Below are 20207 nucleotides of genomic sequence, written 5' to 3' on the forward strand. Positions count from 1 at the left end.
CCCGGCCAGGGCTCGCAGACCGCCCCGGGCCCGGCCCGGCCAGGGCTCGAAGACCACCCCGGACCGCTCCGGTCTGCCCCCCGGACGCCGCCCGGCTAGAGCTCGTAGACCGCCGTGACCGGCGCGTGGTCGCTCCACCGCTCCGCGTGGGTGGCGGCCCGCTCGACGTACGCCTTGACGGCCTTCGCGGCGAGTCCGGGCGTGGCGACCTGGTAGTCGATGCGCCAGCCGCTGTCGTTGTCGAAGGCGCGGCCGCGGTAGGACCACCAGGAGTAGGGGCCCTCCTGGTCGGGGTGGAGGGCGCGGACGACGTCCACGTAACCGCCGTCGCCCTCCTCGAAGACCCGGCTCAGCCAGGCCCGCTCCTCGGGGAGGAAGCCGGCGTTCTTCTGGTTGGCCTTCCAGTTCTTGAGGTCGGCCTCGCGGTGGGCGATGTTCCAGTCGCCGCAGACGACGACCTCACGACCGTCGGCGGCGGCGCGCTCCTTGAGCTCCTTCAGGTACGGCAGGAAGGCGTCCATGAACCGGATCTTCTCGTCCTGCCGCTCGGTGCCCACCTCGCCCGAGGGCAGGTAGAGGCTGGCGACGGTGACGCCGGGCAGGTCGGCCTCGAGGTACCGGCCGCTGGCGTCGAACTCCGCGACGCCGAAGCCGGTCCGTACGGCGTCGGGCTCACGGCGCGTGTAGAGCGAGACTCCGGCGCGACCCTTGGCGGCGGCGGGCGCGTGAGCCGTGAACCAGCCCTCCGGGGCGCGGACCTCCGGGGGCAGCTGCGCCGCTTCGGCGCGCACCTCCTGGAGGCAGACCACATCGGCGGAGGTCCCGGCCAGCCATTCGACGAAGCCCTTCTTGGCGGCGGCTCGGAGACCATTGACATTCGCGGACGTCACAGTGAGCATCCCGGGAGAATACCGACACCTCGCGCCGGCATACGCCTGGCGCTTCGCATAGATGTACGATCTTTTGCATGGATATACGCACTAGTTCCTTCGACCACCCGGACGCGGTCAAGCTCAACGACGCCGTTCAGCTGGAGTACGCCGAGCGCTACGCGGATGACGACGGCGACGGTGAGGGCGATCTCACACCGCTCGACGCGTCGATGTTCGCCCCGCCGCTGGGCCTCTACCTCCTCGCGTACGACCAGCAGGACCGGCCCGTCGCGTCGGGCGGCTGGCGCACGCAGGACGCGAACGACGAGGGTTACGCGGACGGCGACGCGGAACTGAAGCGCATGTACGTGGTCCCCGAGGCCCGCGGCCTGGGTCTGGCGCGCCGCATCCTGGCCACCCTGGAGGCCGACGCCCGCGCAGCCGGCCGCACCCGCATGGTGCTGGAGACCGGCACGGCCCAGCCGGAGGCCATCGCGCTCTACACCTCCAGCGGCTACGAGCCCTGCGCGAAGTTCGGCTACTACCGCGACTACCCGAACAGCCGCTGCTTCGCGAAGGCCCTGTAGGACCCGACCGCCCGGCACCCGGCCGTCCGGCACCACCCGACCGCCCGGCACCCGACCGTCCGGCGCGCGGTCGCCCGTCGCGCGGTCGCCCGGCGCGCGAAATGGCGATGACGCGCTCCTGACAAATCCTTCCGGCTCTGGCACGCTGCCCACGCACGAGCACGTCGATCCGCACCGTTCTCATCCCCCACCTGCCTCGGCAGAAGGAGACATGCGTGAGACGCCATCGCTTCGCCACAGCCGCCCTGTTGACCGCCGGCGCCCTGTTCGCCGGCGGGCTGGCCACGACGGGAGCCGCACAGGCGGCCGGCAACACCGGCCACTCGTTCACCGCCGCGCAGCAGCGCGACACCGCCGCGTTCTGGACCGCGGACCGGATGCGCTCGGCGACGCCCCTGGACCTGAAGACCACCCCCAGCGCCCTGCGCCAGGTGCACCGCGCGGCCACCCCGACGACGATCGCGCCGACCACGAGCACGACCACGGCGACCACCGCGGCCACGTCCGCCGCACCGGCCGGCGCGGCCGTCTCGCCGTCGGCCGTGACACCCGCCGCCTTCCCGCAGGCGGGCGGGGCCTGGACGGGCGGCGGCGCGGTGGTGAAGACCTCCGGCCGGGTCTTCTTCACCTTCCAGGGCCGTACGGCCTCCTGCTCCGGCAACGCGGTCACCAGCCAGAACGCCAGCACCGTCATCACCGCCGGCCACTGCGTGAAGTACCAGGGCGCCTGGCACACCAACTGGGTCTTCGTCCCCGCGTACGACAACGGAAACGCGCCCTACGGCCAGTGGACGGCCACCAAGACCCTCACCACCCCGCAGTGGGAGGCGAGCGAGGACATCAACTACGACGTCGGCGCCGCGGTCGTCGCCCCGCTGAACGGCCAGACCCTCACGTCGGTCACCGGCGCGCAGGGCATCCAGTTCAACGGCGGCTACAACAAGGCGATGTACGCCTTCGGCTTCCCGGCCGCATCCCCGTACGACGGCACGAAGCTGATCTACTGCGCGGGCAACTCCTCGAAGGACTTCCTGTTCTCCCAGGACCACTCGCTCGCCTGCAACATGACGGGCGGCTCCAGCGGCGGTCCCTGGTTCACGTCCTTCAACGAGACCACGGGCACCGGCCTGCAGTCCTCGGTGAACAGCTTCGGCTACACCTTCCTGCCGAACCGCATGTTCGGCCCGTACTTCGGCACGGACGCCCAGAACCTCTACAACAAGGCTCAGGCGTCCTGACCTTCGGGCGCGCAAAAGCGAAGATCCCGTCCGATCTTGCGATCGGACGGGATCTTCGTTGTCTGTGGACCTGAGGGGATTCGAACCCCTGACCCCCTCGATGCGAACGAGGTGCGCTACCGGACTGCGCCACAGGCCCCTGCGACGTGTGAAACATTAGCATCCCGACCGGCGTACGAGGAAATCCGTTCCTCCGCAGGTCAGCGACCTCTGCTTCCGGCAGGCGGCCGGGCGGGTGGCCCGGCCGCCCGGTCATTCGTTGGCCGCGCGGGGGCGGTCGTCGTCCGCGTACTGGTCGAAGAGCGGCGTACGGCCGTGGTCGCGGCGGGTGCGCGGCGGCGTGGTGCGCTGGCGCGGGGCCGGCGCGGGGGCCGGGGCCGGGTCGGCCGCCGTGGACGAGCGGGCGGAGCTCCAGGTCTCCGGGTCGGTGATGTCGACGCCGCCCGAGGCGCGCGGGGCGACCGGCGCGGTGACGTACGTGGGGAGCGGGACCGGGACCGGGTCCCAGCTGTCGCCGCGGGCCGGGCCGCGCTCGCGCTGCTGGTCGACCCACTCCGCGTGGTCCGTCTGCTCCACCAGTGCCCGGCGGTCCGCCTCCTGCGGGGAGACGGACGACTCGGCGGGCCGGTCCTGGGCGGGCTCCGGCTCGGGCGTCGGGGCCGGGCGGCGGCTCTCGCGCAGCCGGGCCGCGGCGGCCTCGGCGTTGCGCCGGTCCATCACGTACACGAACCGCCGCCGCTCCTGGACGCGCAGGTAGACGATGTACGCGCTGAGGAGCACGGCCGGGAGGGCGGGGGCCCACAGGAAGGCGAGGCCACCGACGGCCGCGACGACCGCGCCGAGCGTGAACGCCAGGAAGAGGATCACGGTGGTGCGCCGGCGCCGGGCGAGGACCTTGGTCCTGCGGGCGCGCTCGGCCGCCGCGCCGCCGCCCGGCGCGCCGGCGCCTCCGCGGCGGGCGGAGGCCTTGGACGCCGGCGCGGAGGCCGCAGCCTGCGCCGGGCCCTTCGCCTGGGCCTGGGCCTGCGCGGAAGCCTGTGCCTGGGCATGCGCCTGTGCGGACGCCTGCGCCGAGGCGGGGGCCGGGGCCGGGTCGGGGACCTCCAGGCGGGCTTCCGTCCTGGCCGCGGGCGCGCAGAAGCCCCGGACGTCGACCGAGCTCAGTTGCTCGGTCGCCGCGTCCGGGTCCACGTCGGGCGCCGCGTCGTCCGCCGCACGATCCCGGTCCCTCAGCTCCTTGGCGTAACGGCGCTCCATTCCCGCCCGTCCGGACAGCAGCCGGATGGCGGTGCTGAAGCGTTCCGTCGGACGGGCCTCGTTCAGCTCGTCCTGCCTGCGGAGCCACATCGGCACCAAGTAGGCGGCCCAGGCCCCGACGATGACTGCGTAGATGAGGCCGCTGCTGCTCACGCCTCACACGGTAGAGGGGTTCGGGTGAGGGCATCGGCCAATTGGCCCGGTGTGTCGCACGATCTGGCTGATATCACTGAACTTTTTTGTGATTGTTCAGATCGATTGGCGGTCAACTGCCGATCAAATTCGAACACTTATGGGAATTAGAGATGCTGTCGACGCGACTGCGCCTGATGCCAGCGACGCAGCAGACCTTCCGGCACCTCTTCCGCCGTCAGCGCGAAGACCAGGTGGTCACGCCAGGCGCCGTCGATGTGGAGGTAACGGGGCCGCAGCCCCTCCTCGCGGAATCCCAATTTCTCCACGACCCGCCGCGAGGGGGCGTTCTCCGGGCGAATGCACACTTCCATCCGGTGCAGTCCGACCGTACGGAAACAGTGGTCGACGGCGAGCGCGACCGCCGTCGGCATGACACCACGGCCCGCCACGTCACGGTCGACCCAATAACCCACGTGCCCGGAGCACATCGACCCCCAGGTGATGCCCGCCACCGTCAACTGCCCGACCAGACGCCCCTGGTACTCGATCACGAACGGCAGCATCCGCCCCGCGTTCGCCTCCGCCCGCAGGTGGCGCACCATCTGACGGTACGTGGGACGCTGCGCCATCGGCCCGCCCGGACCGGGCGGCGGAACGGTCGCCTCCCAGGGGCGCAGCCAGTCGCGGTTGCGCCGGTTCACCTCGCGCCAGGCCCGCTGGTCGCGCATCTTTATGGGGCGGAGCAGCACGTCGCCGTCCGCCAGGACCACGGGCCAGGACGGGATCATGACTCCGGACCCGCTTCCGCCGCGGGTCTCGGGTGGTCACCGCCGCGGATCTGGTCCACGGCATGGATCAGCACCGGCTCCAGGACCGCGAGCCCGTCCCGTACCCCGCCCGTCGAACCGGGCAGGTTGACGATCAGCGTGCCCCGTGCGACGCCCGCGAGCCCGCGCGACAGCGCGGCCGTCGGCACCTTCTCCCGGCCGTACGCGCGGATCGCCTCCGGGATGCCCGGGATCTCCCGGTCCAGGACGCGCCGGGTGACCTCGGGCGTCTCGTCGGTGGGCGAGATCCCCGTACCGCCCGTCGTCACGATCGCGTCGTACCCGGCCTCGACCCCGGCGCGCAGGGCCGCCTCGACGGGCGCGCCGTCCGGTACGACCTGCGGGCCGTCCACGGCGAAGCCCATCCCGCGCAACGCCTCGGCGATCAGCGGACCGCCCTTGTCCTCGTAGACACCGGCGGACGCCCGGTTGGAGGCGGTGACGACCAGCGCGGAGTACGGGGCGGTGAGGGCGCCGCCGCCCGCGGCCTCCGGCGCGGCATGCGCCTCGTGCTCATGGTGCGGGTGGTGCTCGTGCGCTCCGGCGACCTTGCCCGCGCGGGTCACGACTCGCTCCGCGTCCAGTGCCCGGACTTGCCGCCCGTCTTCTCCTCCACGCGCACATCGGAGATGACCGCGCCCTTGTCGACCGCCTTGATCATGTCGACGACGGTCAGCGCCGCCACCGACACCGCCGTCAGGGCCTCCATCTCGACGCCCGTGCGGTCGGTCGTCTTCACCGTCGCCAGAATCTCCACGGCGTCGTCCGCGACCGTCAGGTCCAGCGTCACCCCCGAGACGGCCAGCGGGTGGCACAGCGGGATCAGGTCCGGGGTCCTCTTCGCGCCCATGATCCCGGCGATCCGGGCGGTGGCCAGCGCGTCGCCCTTCGGCACACCCTCGCCGCGCAGCAGCTCGATCACGCGCGGCGAGACGAGGACCCGTCCGCTGGCGCGGGCGGTGCGGGCCGTGACGTCCTTGGCGGAGACGTCGACCATGCGGGCCGCCCCCGCGTCGTCGATGTGGGTGAGTCCTTGCTGCGTGCTCATGGCCGTGACACTCCCGGTCGCTGTGTGGGACGACACGGTACCTCCACCAGGCCCCGTCCACCGGATCAGGACCAGGTGGTGGTCACCCGACCGGTCAGCCGCCCGCCCGTCGTGTCACCCGAGGAGCAGCACGTCCAGCTCCGTACCGGGTTCCACGCCGGTCACGTCCTCCGGTACGACGAGCAGCGCGTCCGCGTGCGCCAGCGCCGCGATCAGATGGGAGCCCGAACCGCCCACCGGGGCGACGGTGCCCGACTCGGCGTCGTACGTCCCGCGCAGGAACTGGCGCCGGCCGGCCGGCGAGGACAGCGCCCGGTCCGCCTTGAGCACCGCCCGGACACGGGGCCGCTGGGCGTCGGGCCGGTCGGCGAGGCCCATCAGGGCCCGGATCGCGGGCCGCACGAACACCTCGAAGGAGACGTACGAGGAGACCGGGTTGCCCGGCAGCGCGAGCAGCGGCGTGTGGTCGGGCCCGATCATGCCGAAGCCCTGGGGCTTGCCCGGCTGCATCGCCAGCTTGCGGAAGTCGACCTCGCCGTCCGCGGTCAGCGCCTCCTTCACCACGTCGTAGGCACCGACGCTCACGCCGCCCGTGGTGACGATCAGATCGGCCCGGATCAGCTGGTCCTCGATGGCGGCGCGCAGCGACTCGGCGTCGTCGGCGACCGCGCCGACCCGGTAGGCGAGGGCTCCGGCGTCCCGGGCGGCGGCGGCGAGCGCGAAGCTGTTGGAGTCGTAGATCCGGCCTTCGGTCAGCGGCTCGCCGGGCTGGGTGAGCTCGCTGCCCGTGGAGATCACGACCACCCGCGGGCGGGGCCGCACGCGCACGGTGCCGCGGCCGATCGCCGCGAGCAGGCCGATCTGCGGAGGCCCGAGGACCGTGCCCGCCCCGAGCGCCAGCTCCCCGGCCGTGACGTCGCTGCCGCGCGCCCGGACATGGGCGCGGGCCTCGGCGGCCCGGTGGACACGGACCTCGCCCTCGGCGCCCTCGGGGGCGTCGCTGGCCGGGCGCATCGTGCCGGCCGCGCCTCCGCCGGTGCCGCCGTCCGTCCACTCGACGGGGACGACCGCCTCGGCGCCGGGCGGCAGCGGGGCGCCGGTCATGATCCGGGCGGCCTGACCGGGGCCGACCTCGGGCAGGCCGCCGGCCCCGGCGGCGACGTCGCCGATCACGGTCAGGACGGCGGGGAACTCCTCGCTCGCCCCGGCCACGTCGGCGACGCGCACCGCGTACCCGTCCATGGAGCTGTTGTCGAAGGGCGGCAGCGCGACCGGCACCGTGACGTCCTCGACGAGGACGCAGCCCTGGGCGTCGAGCAGTTGCAGCTCGATGGGCTCGAGCGGGACGACCGCCGCCAGGACGTCGGCCAGGTGCTCGTCGACGGACCACAGGCCCCGGGCCGGACCCGCGCAGGGGTCGCCGGACCCCGGGCCGGAGTGGCCGTGGTCGTGGCCCTCGGCGTCGCCGTGCCCATGGCCGTCGCCGTGGGCCGACGGTGCCGTACCGCTGCTGCTCAAGGTGCTACATCTCCTCGCTGACATAACTGCGGAGCCAGGTCCGGAAGTCCGGCCCCAGATCATCACGTTCGCACGCCAGTCTGACAATGGCACGCAGATAGTCCCCCCGGTCGCCGGTGTCATAGCGGCGGCCCTTGAAGACCACGCCGTGCACCGGCCCGCCGACCCGCTCGTCCTGGACGAGCTTCTGCAGCGCGTCGGTCAGCTGGATCTCGCCACCGCGGCCCGGCTCGGTCTCCCGCAGTATCCCGAAGACGGCCGGGTCGAGGACGTAACGGCCGATGATCGCCAGGTTGCTCGGCGCCTCCGACGGCTCCGGCTTCTCCACGAGGCCCGTCACCTTCACCACGTCCGACTCGCCGGTCGGGCCGACCGCCGCGCAGCCGTAGAGGTGGACCTGCGAGGGATCGACCTCCATCAGCGCGATCACGCTGCCCCCGAAGCGCTCGCGGACCTCGATCATCCGCGCGAGCAGCGGGTCGCGCGGATCGATCAGGTCGTCACCGAGGAGCACGGCGAAGGGCTGCTCACCGACGTGCGGCGCGGCGCACAGGACCGCGTGTCCGAGGCCGCGCGGGTCGCCCTGGCGCACGTAGTGCATGGTCGCAAGGTCGTTGGACTCCTGGACCTTGGCGAGCCGCTCGTCGTCGCCCTTGCGGACGAGCGCCTCCTCCAGCTCGTAGTTCCGGTCGAAGTGGTCCTCGAGCGGGCGCTTGTTGCGGCCGGTGATCATCAGGACGTCGGAGAGTCCGGCGGCGACGGCCTCTTCCACGACGTACTGGATGGCGGGCTTGTCGACGACCGGCAGCATCTCCTTCGGCGTCGCCTTGGTGGCCGGCAGGAACCGGGTGCCGAGACCGGCGGCCGGGATGACAGCCTTTGTGATGGACGGCGTCTGAGTCATGCGGAGCACCCTAGCCGTTCGGTATGGGAAGGAAATGAGAAAAAGCCGAGAAAAAGCTGCGAAAACGCTGCGAGGACACCATGAGAAGGACATGGCTCTCGCGCGCTTTCTCAACTCTCGTACCGCTACCGCCCGATACAAGAGGGATACGAGCCGTCTTGACCGCCGAAACGACCGAGGAACCGACCGAGAAGGCGCTCTTGCGCCGCGCCCTGCTCACCGCCCGGGCCAACCTGACCGACGGGGACCGAGCGCGATCGGCGGAGCTCCTGGCGGAACACGCGCTGGAGCTCGCCGAGCTGGCGGAGGCTGACACCGTCGCCGCGTACGTCTCCGTGGGGCGCGAGCCGGGCACCCGTGCGCTGCTCGACGCGCTGCGCGAGCGGGGCGTACGGGTCCTGCTGCCGGTTCTGCTGCCCGACAACGACCTTGACTGGGCCGTGTACGAGGGGTCCGAGCGGCTGGTGAAGGCGGGCCGCGGGCTGCTCGAGCCGGCCCACGGGCGCCTCGGGCCCGAGGCGGTGTGCGCCGCGGACGCCGTATTGCTGCCGGGGCTCGCCGTCGACGGACGCGGCATGCGCCTCGGACGCGGCGGCGGTTCGTACGACCGCGTCCTCGCCCGGCTGGCACGGGGCGGGGCGGATCCGGCGCTGGTGGTGCTCCTGTACGCGAACGAGGTGGTCGCGCGGGTCCCGGAGGAACCGCACGACCACCCCGTACACGCGGTGGTGACCCCGGAGGGGGTCCGGCGCTTCGAGCGCTGAGGAGTCGGTTACGGCTCCAGCTTGAGGGTGTCCTGGGTGGTGGCCTCGACCGCCCCCAGCCCGTAGGACCAGTCGAGCAGCTCGCCCTTCACCCACTTGTCCGTCTGGTCGGTGTAGTGGCTGTGGAAGGCGTGGCCGGAGGCGCCGGTGAGGTTTATCCACCGCGACTTGTCCCAGTCGCCGACGTTGACGACCATCCGCATCGACGGCACCCAGATCACGTCGTAGCCGCCGGCCGCGTTCCAGCCGGTGGCGTCGACGGCGGCCTCGCCGCCGCCGAGGTTCCACGGGCCGCGGTTGAGCAGCGACTGCAGGAAGCCGGGGCCGGCGGTGCCGAGGGTCTGGTTCTTCAGGGTCAGCTGGTGCAGCCGGCCCCAGCTCCAGGTGGAGACGTCCTTGCCGAGCTTGGCGGTCAGCTCCCAGCGGGCGTCCTTCATGGCCTGCGCGAGCAGCTGGTCACGGGTCTCGGTGGCGGCGTTCAGCCGGTCGCCCGGCGTCTTCCACCACTCGCTCTTCTCCTGCTCGAGGAGCGGGCGGACCACCTCGTACCAGCGGTCGCCGCCGTCCGGCTGCGCGGTCTCGGGGTCGCGCTCGCCGCACTCGGGCACCAGCTTGCCCTGCTCGTCGACCGGGCCGGTCGTGTCGGCGACGCGCACGTTGATGCACTCGCCCTCGACGCGCAGCTCCTTGGGCAGCTTGTTGCCGAAGGCGAGCTTGAGGACGTTGCGCCAGACCGCGTTGAAGTACGCGGCGGCGGCCGAGTCCGGCTCCTGGGTGTAGTCCCAGCCCTCGAGCAGCTTCTGCGCCTCGCGGACCTGCGGATCGGCGATGTCGATCTTCAGCAGGAGCGGGTTGAGCAGGGTCGCGATCTCGCTGCGGTTGTCCATCTGCATGGTCTGCATGTCGTCCGGCGAGATCTTGCCGCCGTCCTTGATCTTCGACTCGACGAGGTCGTTGATCCGCTGGCTGCGCGAGCCGTAGCCCCAGTCCCGGGTGAGGAGGTAGGGGTACTTCTTCTCGTCGACCACGGCCTGGTTGGCGGTGACGATGTAGCCGCGCTTCGGGTTGTACTCGTAGGGCAGCTCGTCGAAGGGGATGTAGCCCTTCCAGTCGTACGAGGAGTCCCAGCCGGGCGCGGGCAGGGTGCCGTCGTAGTTCGCGGCCTTGGTGCGGACCGGGATCTTGCCGGGCGCCTGGTAGCCGATGTTGCCCGCGGTGTCGGCGTAGATCAGGTTCTGCGACGGGACCTCGAAGTCCTTCGCGGCGGCGCGGAAGGCCTGGAAGTCCTTGGCGCGGTTGAGTTCGAAGACGGCGTCCATCGACTTGCCGGGCTGCAGCGCGGTCCAGCGCAGGGAGACGCCGTAGCCGCTGGTGCCGCGGTCGGGTGCGGCGTTGCCGACCGGAGCGGTCTTGCCGACCTTCTCGAGTTCGGTGGAGCGGTCGGAGACCAGCGGGCCGTGCTCGGTGGACCGGACCTGGATGAGGCGGTCGGCCTCGCCGGCGACCTTGATGGTCTCGTCGCGGAGGATGAACGGCTTGGTCTTGCCGTCGACGACGTAGCCGCCGGTGCCGATCTTCTCCAGGTAGAGGTCGGTGACGTCGGCGCCGAGGTTGGTGAAGCCCCAGGCGATGGAGTCGTTGTGGCCGATGATCACTCCGGGCGTGCCGGAGAAGGTGTAGCCGGCGACGTCGTAGCGGCAGGTCGCGGAGACGGAGCGGCAGTGGAGGCCCATCTGGTACCAGAGGGACGGCAGCATCGGCGAGAGGTGCGGGTCGTTGGCGAGCAGCGGCTTGCCGGAGGTCGTGTACGTCCCGGAGACCACCCAGGAGTTGGATCCGATGCCGTTGCCGTTCGGGCCGATGAGGGCCGGGATCTCGTCGAGGGTGTCGGACAGCGCGGCGAGCTGGGACTGGACGCCGCCCTGCGAGCCGCCGCCGGTGGTGGCCGTGCCGTCGTCGCCGCTCTTCGGCTGGGCCTTGGGATCGAACTTGCCGGTGATCTTGTCGACGCCGCCGCCGTCGACGATCGGCTGGTGCAGCTCGTACGGGTAGCCCGGGTAGAGGGCCTTGATCTGGCCCGGCTCCAGACGGCCCGCCATCAGGGAGCGGTCGATCTCGTCCTGCATGTTGCCGCGCAGGTCCCAGGCCATGGCCTTGAGCCAGGCCACCGAGTCGACCGGGGTCCACGGCTCGATCTCGTACTCGCTGGTGAGGGCAAGGGCCGCGTACTCGACGGAGACGTCGGACGGGTCCCGGTCCTTGAGGTAGGCGTTGACGCCCTCGGCGTAGGCCTGGAGGTTCTTCTTGGTCTCCGCCGAGAGGACCTTGTCGTACTCCTGCTGCGCGACCCGGCGCCAGCCCAGCGTGCGCAGGAAGGCGTCGGTGTCGACCTGGCTCTTGCCGAACATCTCCGAGAGGCGGCCGGCCGTCATGTGGCGGCGGACGTCCATCTCGTAGAAGCGGTCCTGCGCCTGGACGTAGCCCTGCGCGCGGAACAGGTCGGCCTCGTTGTCGGCGTAGATCTGCGGGACGCCGTAGGCGTCGCGCTTGACCTCGACGGGGCCGGAGAGCGCGTCGATCCGGATCGTGCCCGTCGTCTGCGGGAACGAGCCGCGGACGGTGCTGACGCCCCAGTACCCCCCGTACCCGAAGCCCGCGAGCAGCGCGAGGACCAGGACGAGGACGATCAGGCGGGCGCGCCGCCCCTTCTTCTTGGCGGGGGGCGCGGTCGTGTTGGAGGGCATCGCTGTCCTTCGAGGGGCAGGGTGGTCCTGGAGTACGGGAGCAACCTTAGGCGCAGCGCCCGGAGCGCCCGGACGCGGTGTCAGGAAGAGGACCGTTCTTAGCCGTACTGGTGTGCGATGCAACACCAAGAAGTCGTCAAGGATGCGTTAAAGATTAGGTAAGGTAACGAAGTACCGGTGCCGGAGGAATGATCGGCCGGCACATGCGAGGGGAAGGAACGGCCACTGACTGTCCACCAGCTCAACGAACTCCTGCTCATCTGCTCGCTCGTGCTGCTCATCGCTGTCGCGGCGGTACGCATCTCGTCCCGGAGCGGGCTTCCCAGCCTTCTCCTCTACCTCGGGATCGGGATCGCCATCGGGCAGGACGGCATCGGCAACGTCGCCTTCGACAACGCCGAACTGACCCAGGTGATCGGCTATGCCGCACTTGTGGTGATCCTGGCCGAGGGTGGCCTGGGCACCAAGTGGAAGGAGATCGAACCCGCGTTGCCCGCGGCGGTCATGCTGTCGACCGTCGGCGTCGCGGTGAGCGTGGGCATCACGGCCTCGGCCGCGCACTACCTGGTCGGCCTGGAGTGGCAGCAGGCCCTCATCATCGGCGCCGTCGTCTCCTCCACGGACGCCGCCGCCGTCTTCTCCGTCCTACGCAAGGTGCCGCTGCCCTCCCGCGTCACCGGCGTCCTCGAAGCCGAGTCCGGCTTCAACGACGCCCCCGTCGTCATCCTCGTCGTCGCCTTCTCCACCGCGGGCCCCGTCGACTCCTGGTACGTCCTCGTCGGCAAGATCGCCCTCGAACTCGCCATCGGCGCCGCCGTCGGCCTCGCCGTCGGCTTCGCCGGCGCCTACGGGCTGCGCCACGTCGCCCTGCCGGCCTCCGGCCTCTACCCGATCGCCGTCATGGCCATCGCCGTCGTCGCCTACGCCTCCGGCGCCATGGCCCACGGCTCCGGCTTCCTCGCCGTCTACCTGGCGTCGATGGTGCTCGGCAACGCCAAGCTGCCGCACGCCCCGGCCAACCGGGGCTTCGCCGAGGGCCTCGGCTGGATCGCCCAGATCGGCATGTTCGTCCTGCTCGGTCTTCTCGTCACCCCCCATGAGCTCGTGCACGACTTCTGGCCGGCGATCGTCATCGGTCTGGTCCTCACCGTGATCGCCAGGCCGATGGAGGTCCTGGTCAGCCTCCTGCCCTTCCGCATCCCCTGGCAGGAGCAGGCCCTGATGTCCTGGGCCGGTCTGCGCGGCGCCGTCCCCATCATCCTGGCGACCATCCCGATGGTGTCCGAGATCGACGGCAGCGAACGGATCTTCAACATCGTCTTCGTGCTGGTCGTCGTCTACACCCTGGTCCAGGGGCCGACCCTGCCCTGGCTGGCCAAGGCCCTCAAGCTCGGCGACCAGGGCGAGGCCGCCGACCTGGGCGTCGAGTCCGCCCCTCTGGAGCGGCTGCGCGGACACCTCCTCTCCGTCTCCGTCCCGGAGGGCTCCAAGATGCACGGCGTCGAGGTGGCGGAGCTCCGGCTGCCCGCCGGAGCCGCCGTCACCCTGGTCGTCCGGGAGGACAAGAGCTTCGTCCCCGGCCCCGCCACCGTGCTGCGGCGCGGCGACGAGCTCCTCGTCGTCGCCACCGACCCGGTCCGGGACGCCGCCGAACGCCGGCTGCGGGCCGTCGGCCAGGGTGGAAAGCTGGCCGGCTGGCTCGGCACGGGCGGCGCCAGGGCCGCCGCCGCCCCGGACCACGAGGACCAGACCGGCCTCCGCCGACCGTTCCGGAGGCCTTCCAAGCGAACATCCGGTTAATCGCAGGCATTAATTCGGGTCACAGGCGCTTTCCCAGGCGGGAAGACGCCCTTCCCTGTACCATGAAGGCACACTAGATCGAACCAACTCTGCCTGACGCAGAGCTGGCGCGACCGTATGGCGGCCGAGGCGCCCTCCGCAGTGGGGCCCGGTATCTACCGCAGTTCCGCGCAAGAGGACAGCTCTCGGCGACGCCCGCACCACCGTGCACGGCCCGCTACCAGGCGGCAGAAAGGCATGGACCGTGGTGTCCACGGTCGTCTCCGGGAAGCGGCCCGGGTACGGGCAGCTGCTGCGCACTCCCGGCGCACTCTCCTTCCTCCTTCCGGGCTTCGCCGCCCGGCAGCCGTTCGCGATGCTGACCATCGGCATCGTCCTGCTCGTCCAGCACACCACCGGTTCCTACGGCAGCGCAGGCGCCGTCGCCGCCGTCACCGGTGTCTCCATGGCGCTGTTCGCCCCGCAGAGCGGCAAGCTCGCCGACCGCTTCGGCCAGCGGGCCGTCCTCGTCCCCGGTGTGCTGATACACACCGCCTCCGTCTCCCTTCTCGTCGCGCTGGCGCTCGCCGGCGCCCCGCTGTGGGCCCTGTTCCTCGCGGCCATCCCCTCCGGCGCCTCGGTGCCGCAGGTCGGCCCGATGGTCCGGGCCCGGTGGGCCGCCAAGCTGGACGGCACGCCCCTGATGCCGACCGCTGCCGCCTTCGAGTCGGTCACCGACGAGTTCACCTTCGTCGTCGGCCCTGTCCTCGCGACCGCCCTTTGCACCGGCGTGCACCCGGCGGCCGGTCTGATCGCCGAAGCCGCACTCACCCTGGTCGGCGGCCTCTTCTTCGCCGCCCAGCGCCGCACCCAGCCCGCCTACGGCCTGGCCGCCGCGGCCGGCCACGCAGACGGCGAACCCCACCGCTCGGCCCTGTCCATCCCCGGCGTCCGGGTCCTGGTCATCGCCTTCCTCGGCATCGGCTCGGTCTTCGGCGGCATGCAGGTCTCCCTCACCGCCTTCTCCGAGGAGATCGGCAACCCGGGCGCGAACGGCCTGCTGTACGGCGTCTTCGCCGCCGGCAACATGCTCGCCGGCATCGCCATGGGCGCCGTCGCCTGGAAGATCGGCCCGCGCCGTCGTCTGATCCTCGGCTACGCCGGTCTCACCGTCGCCGCCTCCCTTCTGTGGTCCGTCCACTCCGTCATGCTGCTCGGCGCCCTCGGTCTGGTCGTGGGTCTGTGCATCGCCCCGGCCCTGATCACCGGCTACACGATCGTCGAGACCCTGGTCCCGGCCACCTCCCGCACCGAGGCCTTCACCTGGCTGACCGGCGCCGTGGCACTCGGCCAGGCCGCCGCCGTCACCGTCGCCGGCCGACTGGCCGACGCCCACGGCGCCAGCACCGGATTCCTGGTGCCTATGGCGGGCACGCTGCTCGCCCTCGTCACCCTGGTCGCCCTCCGCTCGCGGCTCCGGCCCCACGCGGCGAGCCGGGTCGCGGCACGTGGTATCGGTCACCGAGTTTCCGTGGCGGTGGACTGAACCGACGGAATACGTCACTATGGATCGTCGTTAGCACTCGATGAGTGTGAGTGCCAGGAGGAAGACAAGTGCCGACCTACCAGTACCAGTGCACCGAGTGCGGCGAGGGCCTCGAGGCGGTGCAGAAGTTCACGGATGACGCTCTGACCGAGTGCCCGAACTGCAAGGGACGCCTGAAGAAGGTGTTCTCTGCGGTCGGCATCGTGTTCAAGGGCTCCGGCTTCTACCGCAACGACAGCCGTGGCGCCTCGTCCAGCAGCTCGCCCGCGTCGTCGAAGAGCTCCTCTTCGTCGTCCACCTCTACCTCGTCGTCGTCGACGCCTTCCTCGTCCTCCTCGGACGCGAAGCCCGCGGCCTCGTCGAGCTCCACGCCGGCGGCCTGACCTCCGTTCTTCTTGTTCTTCCCGGTGCCCCGTCGCCTCGCGCGACGGGGCACCGGCGTATCTCCGGACTCCCGCTCTCCGCGACCTGCGGACCTGGCCTGCCATGCGGGCTCGCGGATAAGGGGCTGCCGTCCGAGGCTGCGGGCAGGGACTGTGTCGTCCGCGCCTGCGGGCAGGGATCTGCCGTAGGGGCCTGCAGGCAGGCTCGTCCGGCAAGGGATCGGCATGCTCATCAAGGGGCTGAGGGTCGGGCGGGCAAGGCCTGAAGCCGGGGGCTGAGGGCCGAGTGGGGCGGCTAGGGTGACGGCCATGGCGACCCAGACGACTGGCCCGACGGCGAACTCGTACGCGGACATCGGCGTGATCGGTGGCTCCGGGTTCTACTCCTTCCTGGACGATGTGACCGAGGTGTCGGTCGACACCCCTTACGGCAGCCCCAGCGACTCCCTCTTCCTCGGCGAGATCGCCGGCCGGCGGGTGGCCTTCCTTCCCCGGCACGGGCGCGGCCATGACGTGCCGCCGCATCGGATCAACTACCGCGCCAACCTGTGGGCCCTGCGCTCCGTGGGCGTGCGCCAGGTACTCGGGCCCTGCGCGGTCGGCGGACTGCGCGAGGAGTACGGACCCGGCACCCTCGTCGTGCCCGACCAACTGGTCGACCGGACGAAGGCTCGCGCGCAGACCTATTTCGACGGAGAACCACTGCCCGGGGCTTGGGGCGGCGCCGTACCGAACGTGGTTCATGTGACCTTCGCCGACCCTTATTGCCCTGACGGGCGCCGGGTGGCCCTGAAGGCCGCCCGCGGGCGGGGCTGGGAGCCGGTCGACGGCGGCACGCTGGTCGTCGTCGAGGGCCCTCGCTTCTCCACGCGCGCCGAGTCGCGCTGGCACGCGGCCGCGGGCTGGTCGGTGGTCGGCATGACCGGCCATCCCGAGGCCGTACTCGCCCGGGAACTGGGACTCTGCTACACCTCCCTCGCACTGGTGACGGATCTGGACGCGGGTGCGGAGACCGGGGACGGCGTCTCGCACGCCGAGGTCCTGCGCGTGTTCGGCGAGAACGTCGGCCGGCTGCGCGACGTGCTCTTCGATGCGGTCGGCGCGCTCCCCGCGACGATCGACCGGGACTGCCTGTGCACGCGGGCCCACGACGGGTGGGACCTGGGGATCGAACTGCCCTGAGCCTCGGGGCCGGGGGTCGGGGCCGGGTGAGGATCGGCCGCCCGCGAGGACCGGACTGACCCAAGCCTCCCCGACCCCGCCCGGCCGCGGCAATCGCTCGCGAGGGTGAGGGAGTTGTCCACAATCGCCTGGTTGTCCACAGGCCCGAGCGGGATCGCGGCAGGTGCGGGACGGTGGTCGCGGTTCGCCGGACGGTCCGGTGAACGGCCACGTCACGACAGGCGGTTGCGCGATGACCACGGACTCGAGCCTCACGGGCTCCTGCCTCCCCCACACCCGCACCTCGGTGCCGGCACCCTGCGGCGTTCCCCTCTTCGATCCTCTGCGCGTGCGCGGCGCGAGGCTCCGGCTGCGCCGGGCCCTCCGTCGCAGGCGGCGGGCGCCCGCCGCGGTCCTCGCGATGACGGCCGCCGCGCTCGCCGCCGCCGGCGCGGCCGGAGCCGACGACCTGGCCGAGCAGCCGCCTCCGCCGCCCGTCCGTAAGGCGGTGCACCGGCCGGCCGCGGTGCCGCTGGTGTCGGCCCCCGTGCGGATCGCCGACGCGGCGACCGTGCGGCTGCTCAGGCCCGGCGACCGCGTGGACGTGATCGCCGCGGCCAACTCACCGACAGGCGAAGGCGGCGAGGCCCGGGTCGTGGCCTCGGGCGCCCGAGTGGCCGAAGTGCCACGGCCGGGCGAGACTCGTTCGGACGGTGGGGCTCTGGTCGTCCTGTCCGTTCCACGGTCGACGGCGACGGCGCTCGCCGGAGCGGGCATGACGTCCCAACTGGCGGTGACGCTGTGTTGATTCGCACTGACGGCCTGTCAAGTAACCGTCCCGTGTGTACGGATTGGACGCCTTCGCGCCAGTCACGGCGTAATGGCTCCGCACAGTGCAGCACACGCGACGAAAGGCACCTCGGTGGCCGAGAAGAAGGAAAGCTTGCTGGGAGGCTTCAAGGCCTTCCTGATGCGCGGGAACGTGATCGACCTGGCGGTGGCGGTCGTCATCGGTGCCGCGTTCACCAACATCGTGAACTCGGTGGTCAAGGGCATCATCAACCCGCTCGTGGGTGCCTTCGGCACGAAGGACCTGGAGGGCTACGCGTCCTGCCTCAAGGCCCCCTGCCAGATCGTGAACGGCGAGATGCAGGGCATCCAGATCCAGTGGGGTCTGGTCCTCAGTGCCGTCCTCAGCTTCGTGATCACGGCCGCAGTCGTCTACTTCCTGATGGTCCTGCCCATGGCGAAGATCCTCGCGAAGCGCGCGGCACACGAGAAGGCGAAGGAAGGCGTCCAGGAAACCCTGGAGGTCAGCGAGCTGGAGGTGCTCAAGGAGATCCGCGACCACCTGGTGTCCCAGCGCGGTCCGTCCGTGAACAACACGGGCGTGACCTCCCCGACCGGTGGCGGCACCGGGGCGCACTCCACCTCCTGACCGACGGCTCGCGTCGGTGTCAGAGGTGGTGCGGCGGCTTCTCGTCGAGGAAGCGCGCGAGGTCGGCGGCGCTGCCGCCGGCCGGAGGCCGCTCGCCCCACCCGCGGTCCGTATCGTCCGCGGACTGCTGGTCCAGTGGATCGTCGAAGATCAGTGCCGGCCTGGGTTTGGGGTTGGGAACGGTGTCGGACTGCTTCGCTGCTCGCGGTCCGTGGGCGGGGGCGGTGCTCATGCTTTCAGGGTACGCCGGGATCTCCGCCCCGTACCCCTTCTCCCCGGGGGCTGATCAGCGGGATTCCGCTCAGCGGTCCTTCGGGTCGAGCAGCCAGAGGCCGAGGACCACGAGGAACGACAGGACGAGGAATCCCGCGCCCCACCAGGCGGTCCCGGTGTCGCCGGCCATCCACTCGTCGACCACGATGGTCAGCCCCCACAGCTGGCCGATGACCACGGTCAGGGCCAGGGCGAGGCGGGCCGAGAGCTTGGAGGAGCGCTCGGGCTCCTGCTCGGTGCCGGCGCCCGGGCCCGGCCCGGTGTGGCGGATACGAGGGTCCCCGTAGCCGCTGGTGGGGCGGATCTGGGGATAGCGCTCGTGTACCGGACGGTTGAGGCGCGGCTGGGCGCTGCCGGGGGTGTAGGCGGGCCGGGGCGGCAGGCTCCCCGGCGCCTCGGCCGAGCCGCCGGGGGCGCCCGGGTCCTTGGGGAACGGGGTCTCGGTCATGTCCTTCGGCTCCTCTCCGCGGGGCTGCCGCCGGCGCCGGGGCAGCCGAGGCGCTCGGCGAGGCCGGGCCGTTCATCGCCGAGTTGGCGGCACAGGCCTTCCTGGACGCTCTCGCCGGAGCGGGTGGTGCCCACGGCCCAGATGCTGCCGTCGGCCTCCTCGACCAGGAGCACCTTCGGCAGGGCCCGGGGCGGCGGGCCTGCGGTGACCTCACCGGTGCGGGCGTCGAAGACGCCCTCGTGGCAGGGGCAGTACAGCTCGCCCTCGCTCCCTCGGTCGCTGCGCCACAGGACGGCGCAGGCCAGGTGGGTGCAGACGGCGGAGTAGCCGGCGAGGGTGCCGTCCTGGAGGCGGATGGCGACCGCGCGGTCCTCCTCGTCGGGGTAGCGGAAGGCGATCGAGTCGCCGGGGAGAAGCTGATCGGCGATCTTCGTCGGCTCGGGTGCTCCGTCGTCGCTGTCGCCGTGCCGGTGCAGGATGCCGGAGGCGACGCCGATGCCGCCGACGGCGAGGCCGCCGGAGACGGTGGCGACGATCCGCAGGTAGTCGCGGCGAGTGGTGAGCGAGTCGGCGGCGATCCGATCGCGGAGGGCCGCCTGCGCTGCGTCGGCCGGCCGGTCCCCGTCGGCCGGGCCCGCCGGGCCGGTGGCCGCGCCGGCGCCGTCCGGAGGCGGTGAGGTGAGGCTCATCGGACATCCACTCCGTTGACTTCGACGATGGGCAGACCGCCGGGGACCGGCCACTGGACCTTGTCGGCGGGAACGACCATCGCCACTCCGGTGGAGATGGTCGTGGATCCGAAGGTGAAGGAGTCGGCGACCTGGACGCCGGGGCGTTCGGCGCGGAGCTCGTCGAGGGTGCCGTAGAAGAGGGCGCCGGTGGGGCAGACGGTGGCGCACATGGGGGCGAGGCCGTAGGCGGTGCGGTCGTAGCAGAGGTTGCACTTCATCTGCAGCTTGGCCTGGAGGTCGATCTTCGGGACACCGAAGGGGCAGGCGTTGACGCAGTTGGCGCAGCCGATGCAGCGGGTGGTGTCGGCCTGCTGCACCACGCCGTCTGCGGTCACCAGGATCGCGTCGGCGGGGCAGACCTCGGCGCAGGGGGCGACGGGGTCCTCGCAGTGCATGCACACGGTGGGAAGGGAGGCGACGGAGTGCCCCTCGTCGGGGTAGTCGAGGTGGATCATCGACTTGCCGCGGTGCGAGTCGCATTCGCGGCAGGCGGAGACGCAGGCCTGGCAGCCGATGCAGCGGCCGGGGTCGATGAAGATCGTGCGGCCCATCAT

Annotated in this window: 21 protein-coding genes and 1 tRNA gene; 9 read left to right on the forward strand and 13 right to left on the reverse strand. The window is 71.6% G+C overall.

Translation table 11 applies throughout. The features are described 5' to 3' along the window. Window positions 1-95: 95 nt before the first annotated feature. Complete coding sequence (locus tag ACFY8W_RS33760; RefSeq protein ID WP_391113755.1) at window positions 96-899, reverse strand: exodeoxyribonuclease III; 804 nt, start codon at window positions 897-899, stop codon at window positions 96-98. Between the two features lie 68 nt (window positions 900-967). Between ACFY8W_RS33760 and ACFY8W_RS33765 the strand changes: the two genes are divergently transcribed. Beyond that, window positions 968-1459 (forward strand): GNAT family N-acetyltransferase, encoded by a 492-nt coding sequence (locus ACFY8W_RS33765; RefSeq protein ID WP_391113758.1) that lies wholly within the window; start codon window positions 968-970, stop codon window positions 1457-1459. A gap of 215 nt (window positions 1460-1674) precedes the next feature. After that, window positions 1675-2697 carry a trypsin-like serine peptidase gene (locus ACFY8W_RS33770; RefSeq protein ID WP_391113761.1) on the forward strand — a complete coding sequence of 341 codons (1023 nt, stop codon included), beginning with the start codon at window positions 1675-1677 and terminating at the stop codon, window positions 2695-2697. A gap of 65 nt (window positions 2698-2762) precedes the next feature. Here the strand turns inward: ACFY8W_RS33770 and ACFY8W_RS33775 are convergent. The 7 genes from ACFY8W_RS33775 to galU form a co-directional block, all read right to left on the reverse strand. Continuing rightward, window positions 2763-2836: transfer RNA gene (locus ACFY8W_RS33775), tRNA-Ala, on the reverse strand. A 113-nt stretch (window positions 2837-2949) separates the two neighbouring features. Continuing rightward, window positions 2950-4107, reverse strand: coding sequence for a gephyrin-like molybdotransferase receptor GlpR (glpR, locus tag ACFY8W_RS33780; protein ID WP_391113764.1), 1158 nt, complete (start codon window positions 4105-4107; stop codon window positions 2950-2952). Window positions 4108-4253: 146 nt separating this feature from the next. Then, the gene (locus ACFY8W_RS33785; protein WP_391113767.1) at window positions 4254-4877 is read right to left on the reverse strand and encodes a GNAT family N-acetyltransferase; all 624 of its coding nucleotides are present in this window, start codon (window positions 4875-4877) and stop codon (window positions 4254-4256) included. After that, a complete protein-coding gene (locus ACFY8W_RS33790; protein ID WP_391114220.1) occupies window positions 4874-5365 on the reverse strand; it encodes a molybdenum cofactor synthesis domain-containing protein in 492 nt (163 codons plus the stop codon). Before ACFY8W_RS33790 ends, ACFY8W_RS33785 begins: the two co-directional genes overlap by 4 nt. A 113-nt stretch (window positions 5366-5478) precedes the next feature. Further along, complete coding sequence (moaC, locus tag ACFY8W_RS33795) at window positions 5479-5964, reverse strand: cyclic pyranopterin monophosphate synthase MoaC (RefSeq protein ID WP_391113770.1); 486 nt, start codon at window positions 5962-5964, stop codon at window positions 5479-5481. A 114-nt stretch (window positions 5965-6078) separates the two neighbouring features. Then, a complete protein-coding gene (gene glp / locus ACFY8W_RS33800; RefSeq protein WP_391114223.1) occupies window positions 6079-7356 on the reverse strand; it encodes a gephyrin-like molybdotransferase Glp in 1278 nt (425 codons plus the stop codon). Between the two features lie 130 nt (window positions 7357-7486). Further along, window positions 7487-8386 (reverse strand): UTP--glucose-1-phosphate uridylyltransferase GalU, encoded by a 900-nt coding sequence (gene galU / locus ACFY8W_RS33805; protein ID WP_391113773.1) that lies wholly within the window; start codon window positions 8384-8386, stop codon window positions 7487-7489. Between the two features lie 158 nt (window positions 8387-8544). Between galU and ACFY8W_RS33810 the strand changes: the two genes are divergently transcribed. Then, window positions 8545-9150, forward strand: a complete 606-nt coding sequence (locus tag ACFY8W_RS33810) for a 5-formyltetrahydrofolate cyclo-ligase (protein WP_391113776.1) — start codon at window positions 8545-8547, stop codon at window positions 9148-9150. An 8-nt stretch (window positions 9151-9158) separates the two neighbouring features. Here ACFY8W_RS33810 and ACFY8W_RS33815 read toward each other — a convergent pair whose 3' ends face one another. Beyond that, window positions 9159-11894 (reverse strand): penicillin acylase family protein, encoded by a 2736-nt coding sequence (locus tag ACFY8W_RS33815; protein ID WP_391113779.1) that lies wholly within the window; start codon window positions 11892-11894, stop codon window positions 9159-9161. Window positions 11895-12119: 225 nt separating this feature from the next. Between ACFY8W_RS33815 and ACFY8W_RS33820 the strand changes: the two genes are divergently transcribed. From ACFY8W_RS33820 to mscL, 6 genes are all read left to right on the forward strand, one after another. Continuing rightward, a complete protein-coding gene (locus tag ACFY8W_RS33820) occupies window positions 12120-13694 on the forward strand; it encodes a potassium/proton antiporter (protein ID WP_391114225.1) in 1575 nt (524 codons plus the stop codon). A 244-nt stretch (window positions 13695-13938) separates the two neighbouring features. Continuing rightward, the gene (locus tag ACFY8W_RS33825; RefSeq protein WP_391113782.1) at window positions 13939-15219 is read left to right on the forward strand and encodes an MFS transporter; all 1281 of its coding nucleotides are present in this window, start codon (window positions 13939-13941) and stop codon (window positions 15217-15219) included. Between the two features lie 68 nt (window positions 15220-15287). Then, window positions 15288-15602 carry an FmdB family zinc ribbon protein gene (locus ACFY8W_RS33830; protein ID WP_391113784.1) on the forward strand — a complete coding sequence of 105 codons (315 nt, stop codon included), beginning with the start codon at window positions 15288-15290 and terminating at the stop codon, window positions 15600-15602. Window positions 15603-15911: 309 nt separating this feature from the next. Next, entirely contained in the window at window positions 15912-16784 is an 873-nt protein-coding gene (locus ACFY8W_RS33835) for an S-methyl-5'-thioadenosine phosphorylase (RefSeq protein WP_391113787.1), read from the forward strand. Between the two features lie 328 nt (window positions 16785-17112). Further along, window positions 17113-17571 carry a hypothetical protein gene (locus ACFY8W_RS33840; RefSeq protein WP_391113789.1) on the forward strand — a complete coding sequence of 153 codons (459 nt, stop codon included), beginning with the start codon at window positions 17113-17115 and terminating at the stop codon, window positions 17569-17571. A gap of 114 nt (window positions 17572-17685) precedes the next feature. Further along, window positions 17686-18201 carry a large conductance mechanosensitive channel protein MscL gene (gene mscL, locus ACFY8W_RS33845; protein WP_391113792.1) on the forward strand — a complete coding sequence of 172 codons (516 nt, stop codon included), beginning with the start codon at window positions 17686-17688 and terminating at the stop codon, window positions 18199-18201. Between the two features lie 19 nt (window positions 18202-18220). On the opposite strand, the gene ACFY8W_RS33850 is transcribed toward mscL, so the two are convergent. The 4 genes from ACFY8W_RS33850 to ACFY8W_RS33865 form a co-directional block, all read right to left on the reverse strand. After that, window positions 18221-18433, reverse strand: a complete 213-nt coding sequence (locus ACFY8W_RS33850; protein ID WP_391113795.1) for a hypothetical protein — start codon at window positions 18431-18433, stop codon at window positions 18221-18223. Window positions 18434-18502: 69 nt separating this feature from the next. After that, window positions 18503-18922 carry a hypothetical protein gene (locus ACFY8W_RS33855; RefSeq protein WP_391113798.1) on the reverse strand — a complete coding sequence of 140 codons (420 nt, stop codon included), beginning with the start codon at window positions 18920-18922 and terminating at the stop codon, window positions 18503-18505. Beyond that, window positions 18919-19611, reverse strand: coding sequence for a Rieske 2Fe-2S domain-containing protein (locus ACFY8W_RS33860; protein WP_391113801.1), 693 nt, complete (start codon window positions 19609-19611; stop codon window positions 18919-18921). Before ACFY8W_RS33860 ends, ACFY8W_RS33855 begins: the two co-directional genes overlap by 4 nt. Continuing rightward, window positions 19608-20207, reverse strand: coding sequence for a 4Fe-4S dicluster domain-containing protein (locus ACFY8W_RS33865; RefSeq protein ID WP_391113803.1), 600 nt, complete (start codon window positions 20205-20207; stop codon window positions 19608-19610). Before ACFY8W_RS33865 ends, ACFY8W_RS33860 begins: the two co-directional genes overlap by 4 nt.

It is taken from the genome of Streptomyces sp. NPDC012637, from assembly GCF_042954805.1.
In the GTDB taxonomy this organism is placed as follows: Bacteria; Actinomycetota; Actinomycetes; order Streptomycetales; family Streptomycetaceae; genus Streptomyces.

Bases quoted from the DNA above. Each gene is read 5' to 3' on its own strand.
- ACFY8W_RS33865 (WP_391113803.1), bottom strand. From the start codon at position 20,207: ATGATGGGCCGCACGATCTTCATCGACCCCGGCCGCTGCATCGGCTGC.
- ACFY8W_RS33765 (WP_391113758.1), top strand. From the start codon at position 968: ATGGATATACGCACTAGTTCCTTCGACCACCCGGACGCGGTCAAGCTC.
- ACFY8W_RS33815 (WP_391113779.1), bottom strand. From the start codon at position 11,894: ATGCCCTCCAACACGACCGCGCCCCCCGCCAAGAAGAAGGGGCGGCGC.
- ACFY8W_RS33855 (WP_391113798.1), bottom strand. From the start codon at position 18,922: ATGACCGAGACCCCGTTCCCCAAGGACCCGGGCGCCCCCGGCGGCTCG.
- ACFY8W_RS33860 (WP_391113801.1), bottom strand. From the start codon at position 19,611: ATGAGCCTCACCTCACCGCCTCCGGACGGCGCCGGCGCGGCCACCGGC.
- ACFY8W_RS33785 (WP_391113767.1), bottom strand. From the start codon at position 4,877: ATGATCCCGTCCTGGCCCGTGGTCCTGGCGGACGGCGACGTGCTGCTC.
- galU (WP_391113773.1), bottom strand. From the start codon at position 8,386: ATGACTCAGACGCCGTCCATCACAAAGGCTGTCATCCCGGCCGCCGGT.
- ACFY8W_RS33835 (WP_391113787.1), top strand. From the start codon at position 15,912: ATGGCGACCCAGACGACTGGCCCGACGGCGAACTCGTACGCGGACATC.
- moaC (WP_391113770.1), bottom strand. From the start codon at position 5,964: ATGAGCACGCAGCAAGGACTCACCCACATCGACGACGCGGGGGCGGCC.
- ACFY8W_RS33850 (WP_391113795.1), bottom strand. From the start codon at position 18,433: ATGAGCACCGCCCCCGCCCACGGACCGCGAGCAGCGAAGCAGTCCGAC.
- ACFY8W_RS33760 (WP_391113755.1), bottom strand. From the start codon at position 899: ATGCTCACTGTGACGTCCGCGAATGTCAATGGTCTCCGAGCCGCCGCC.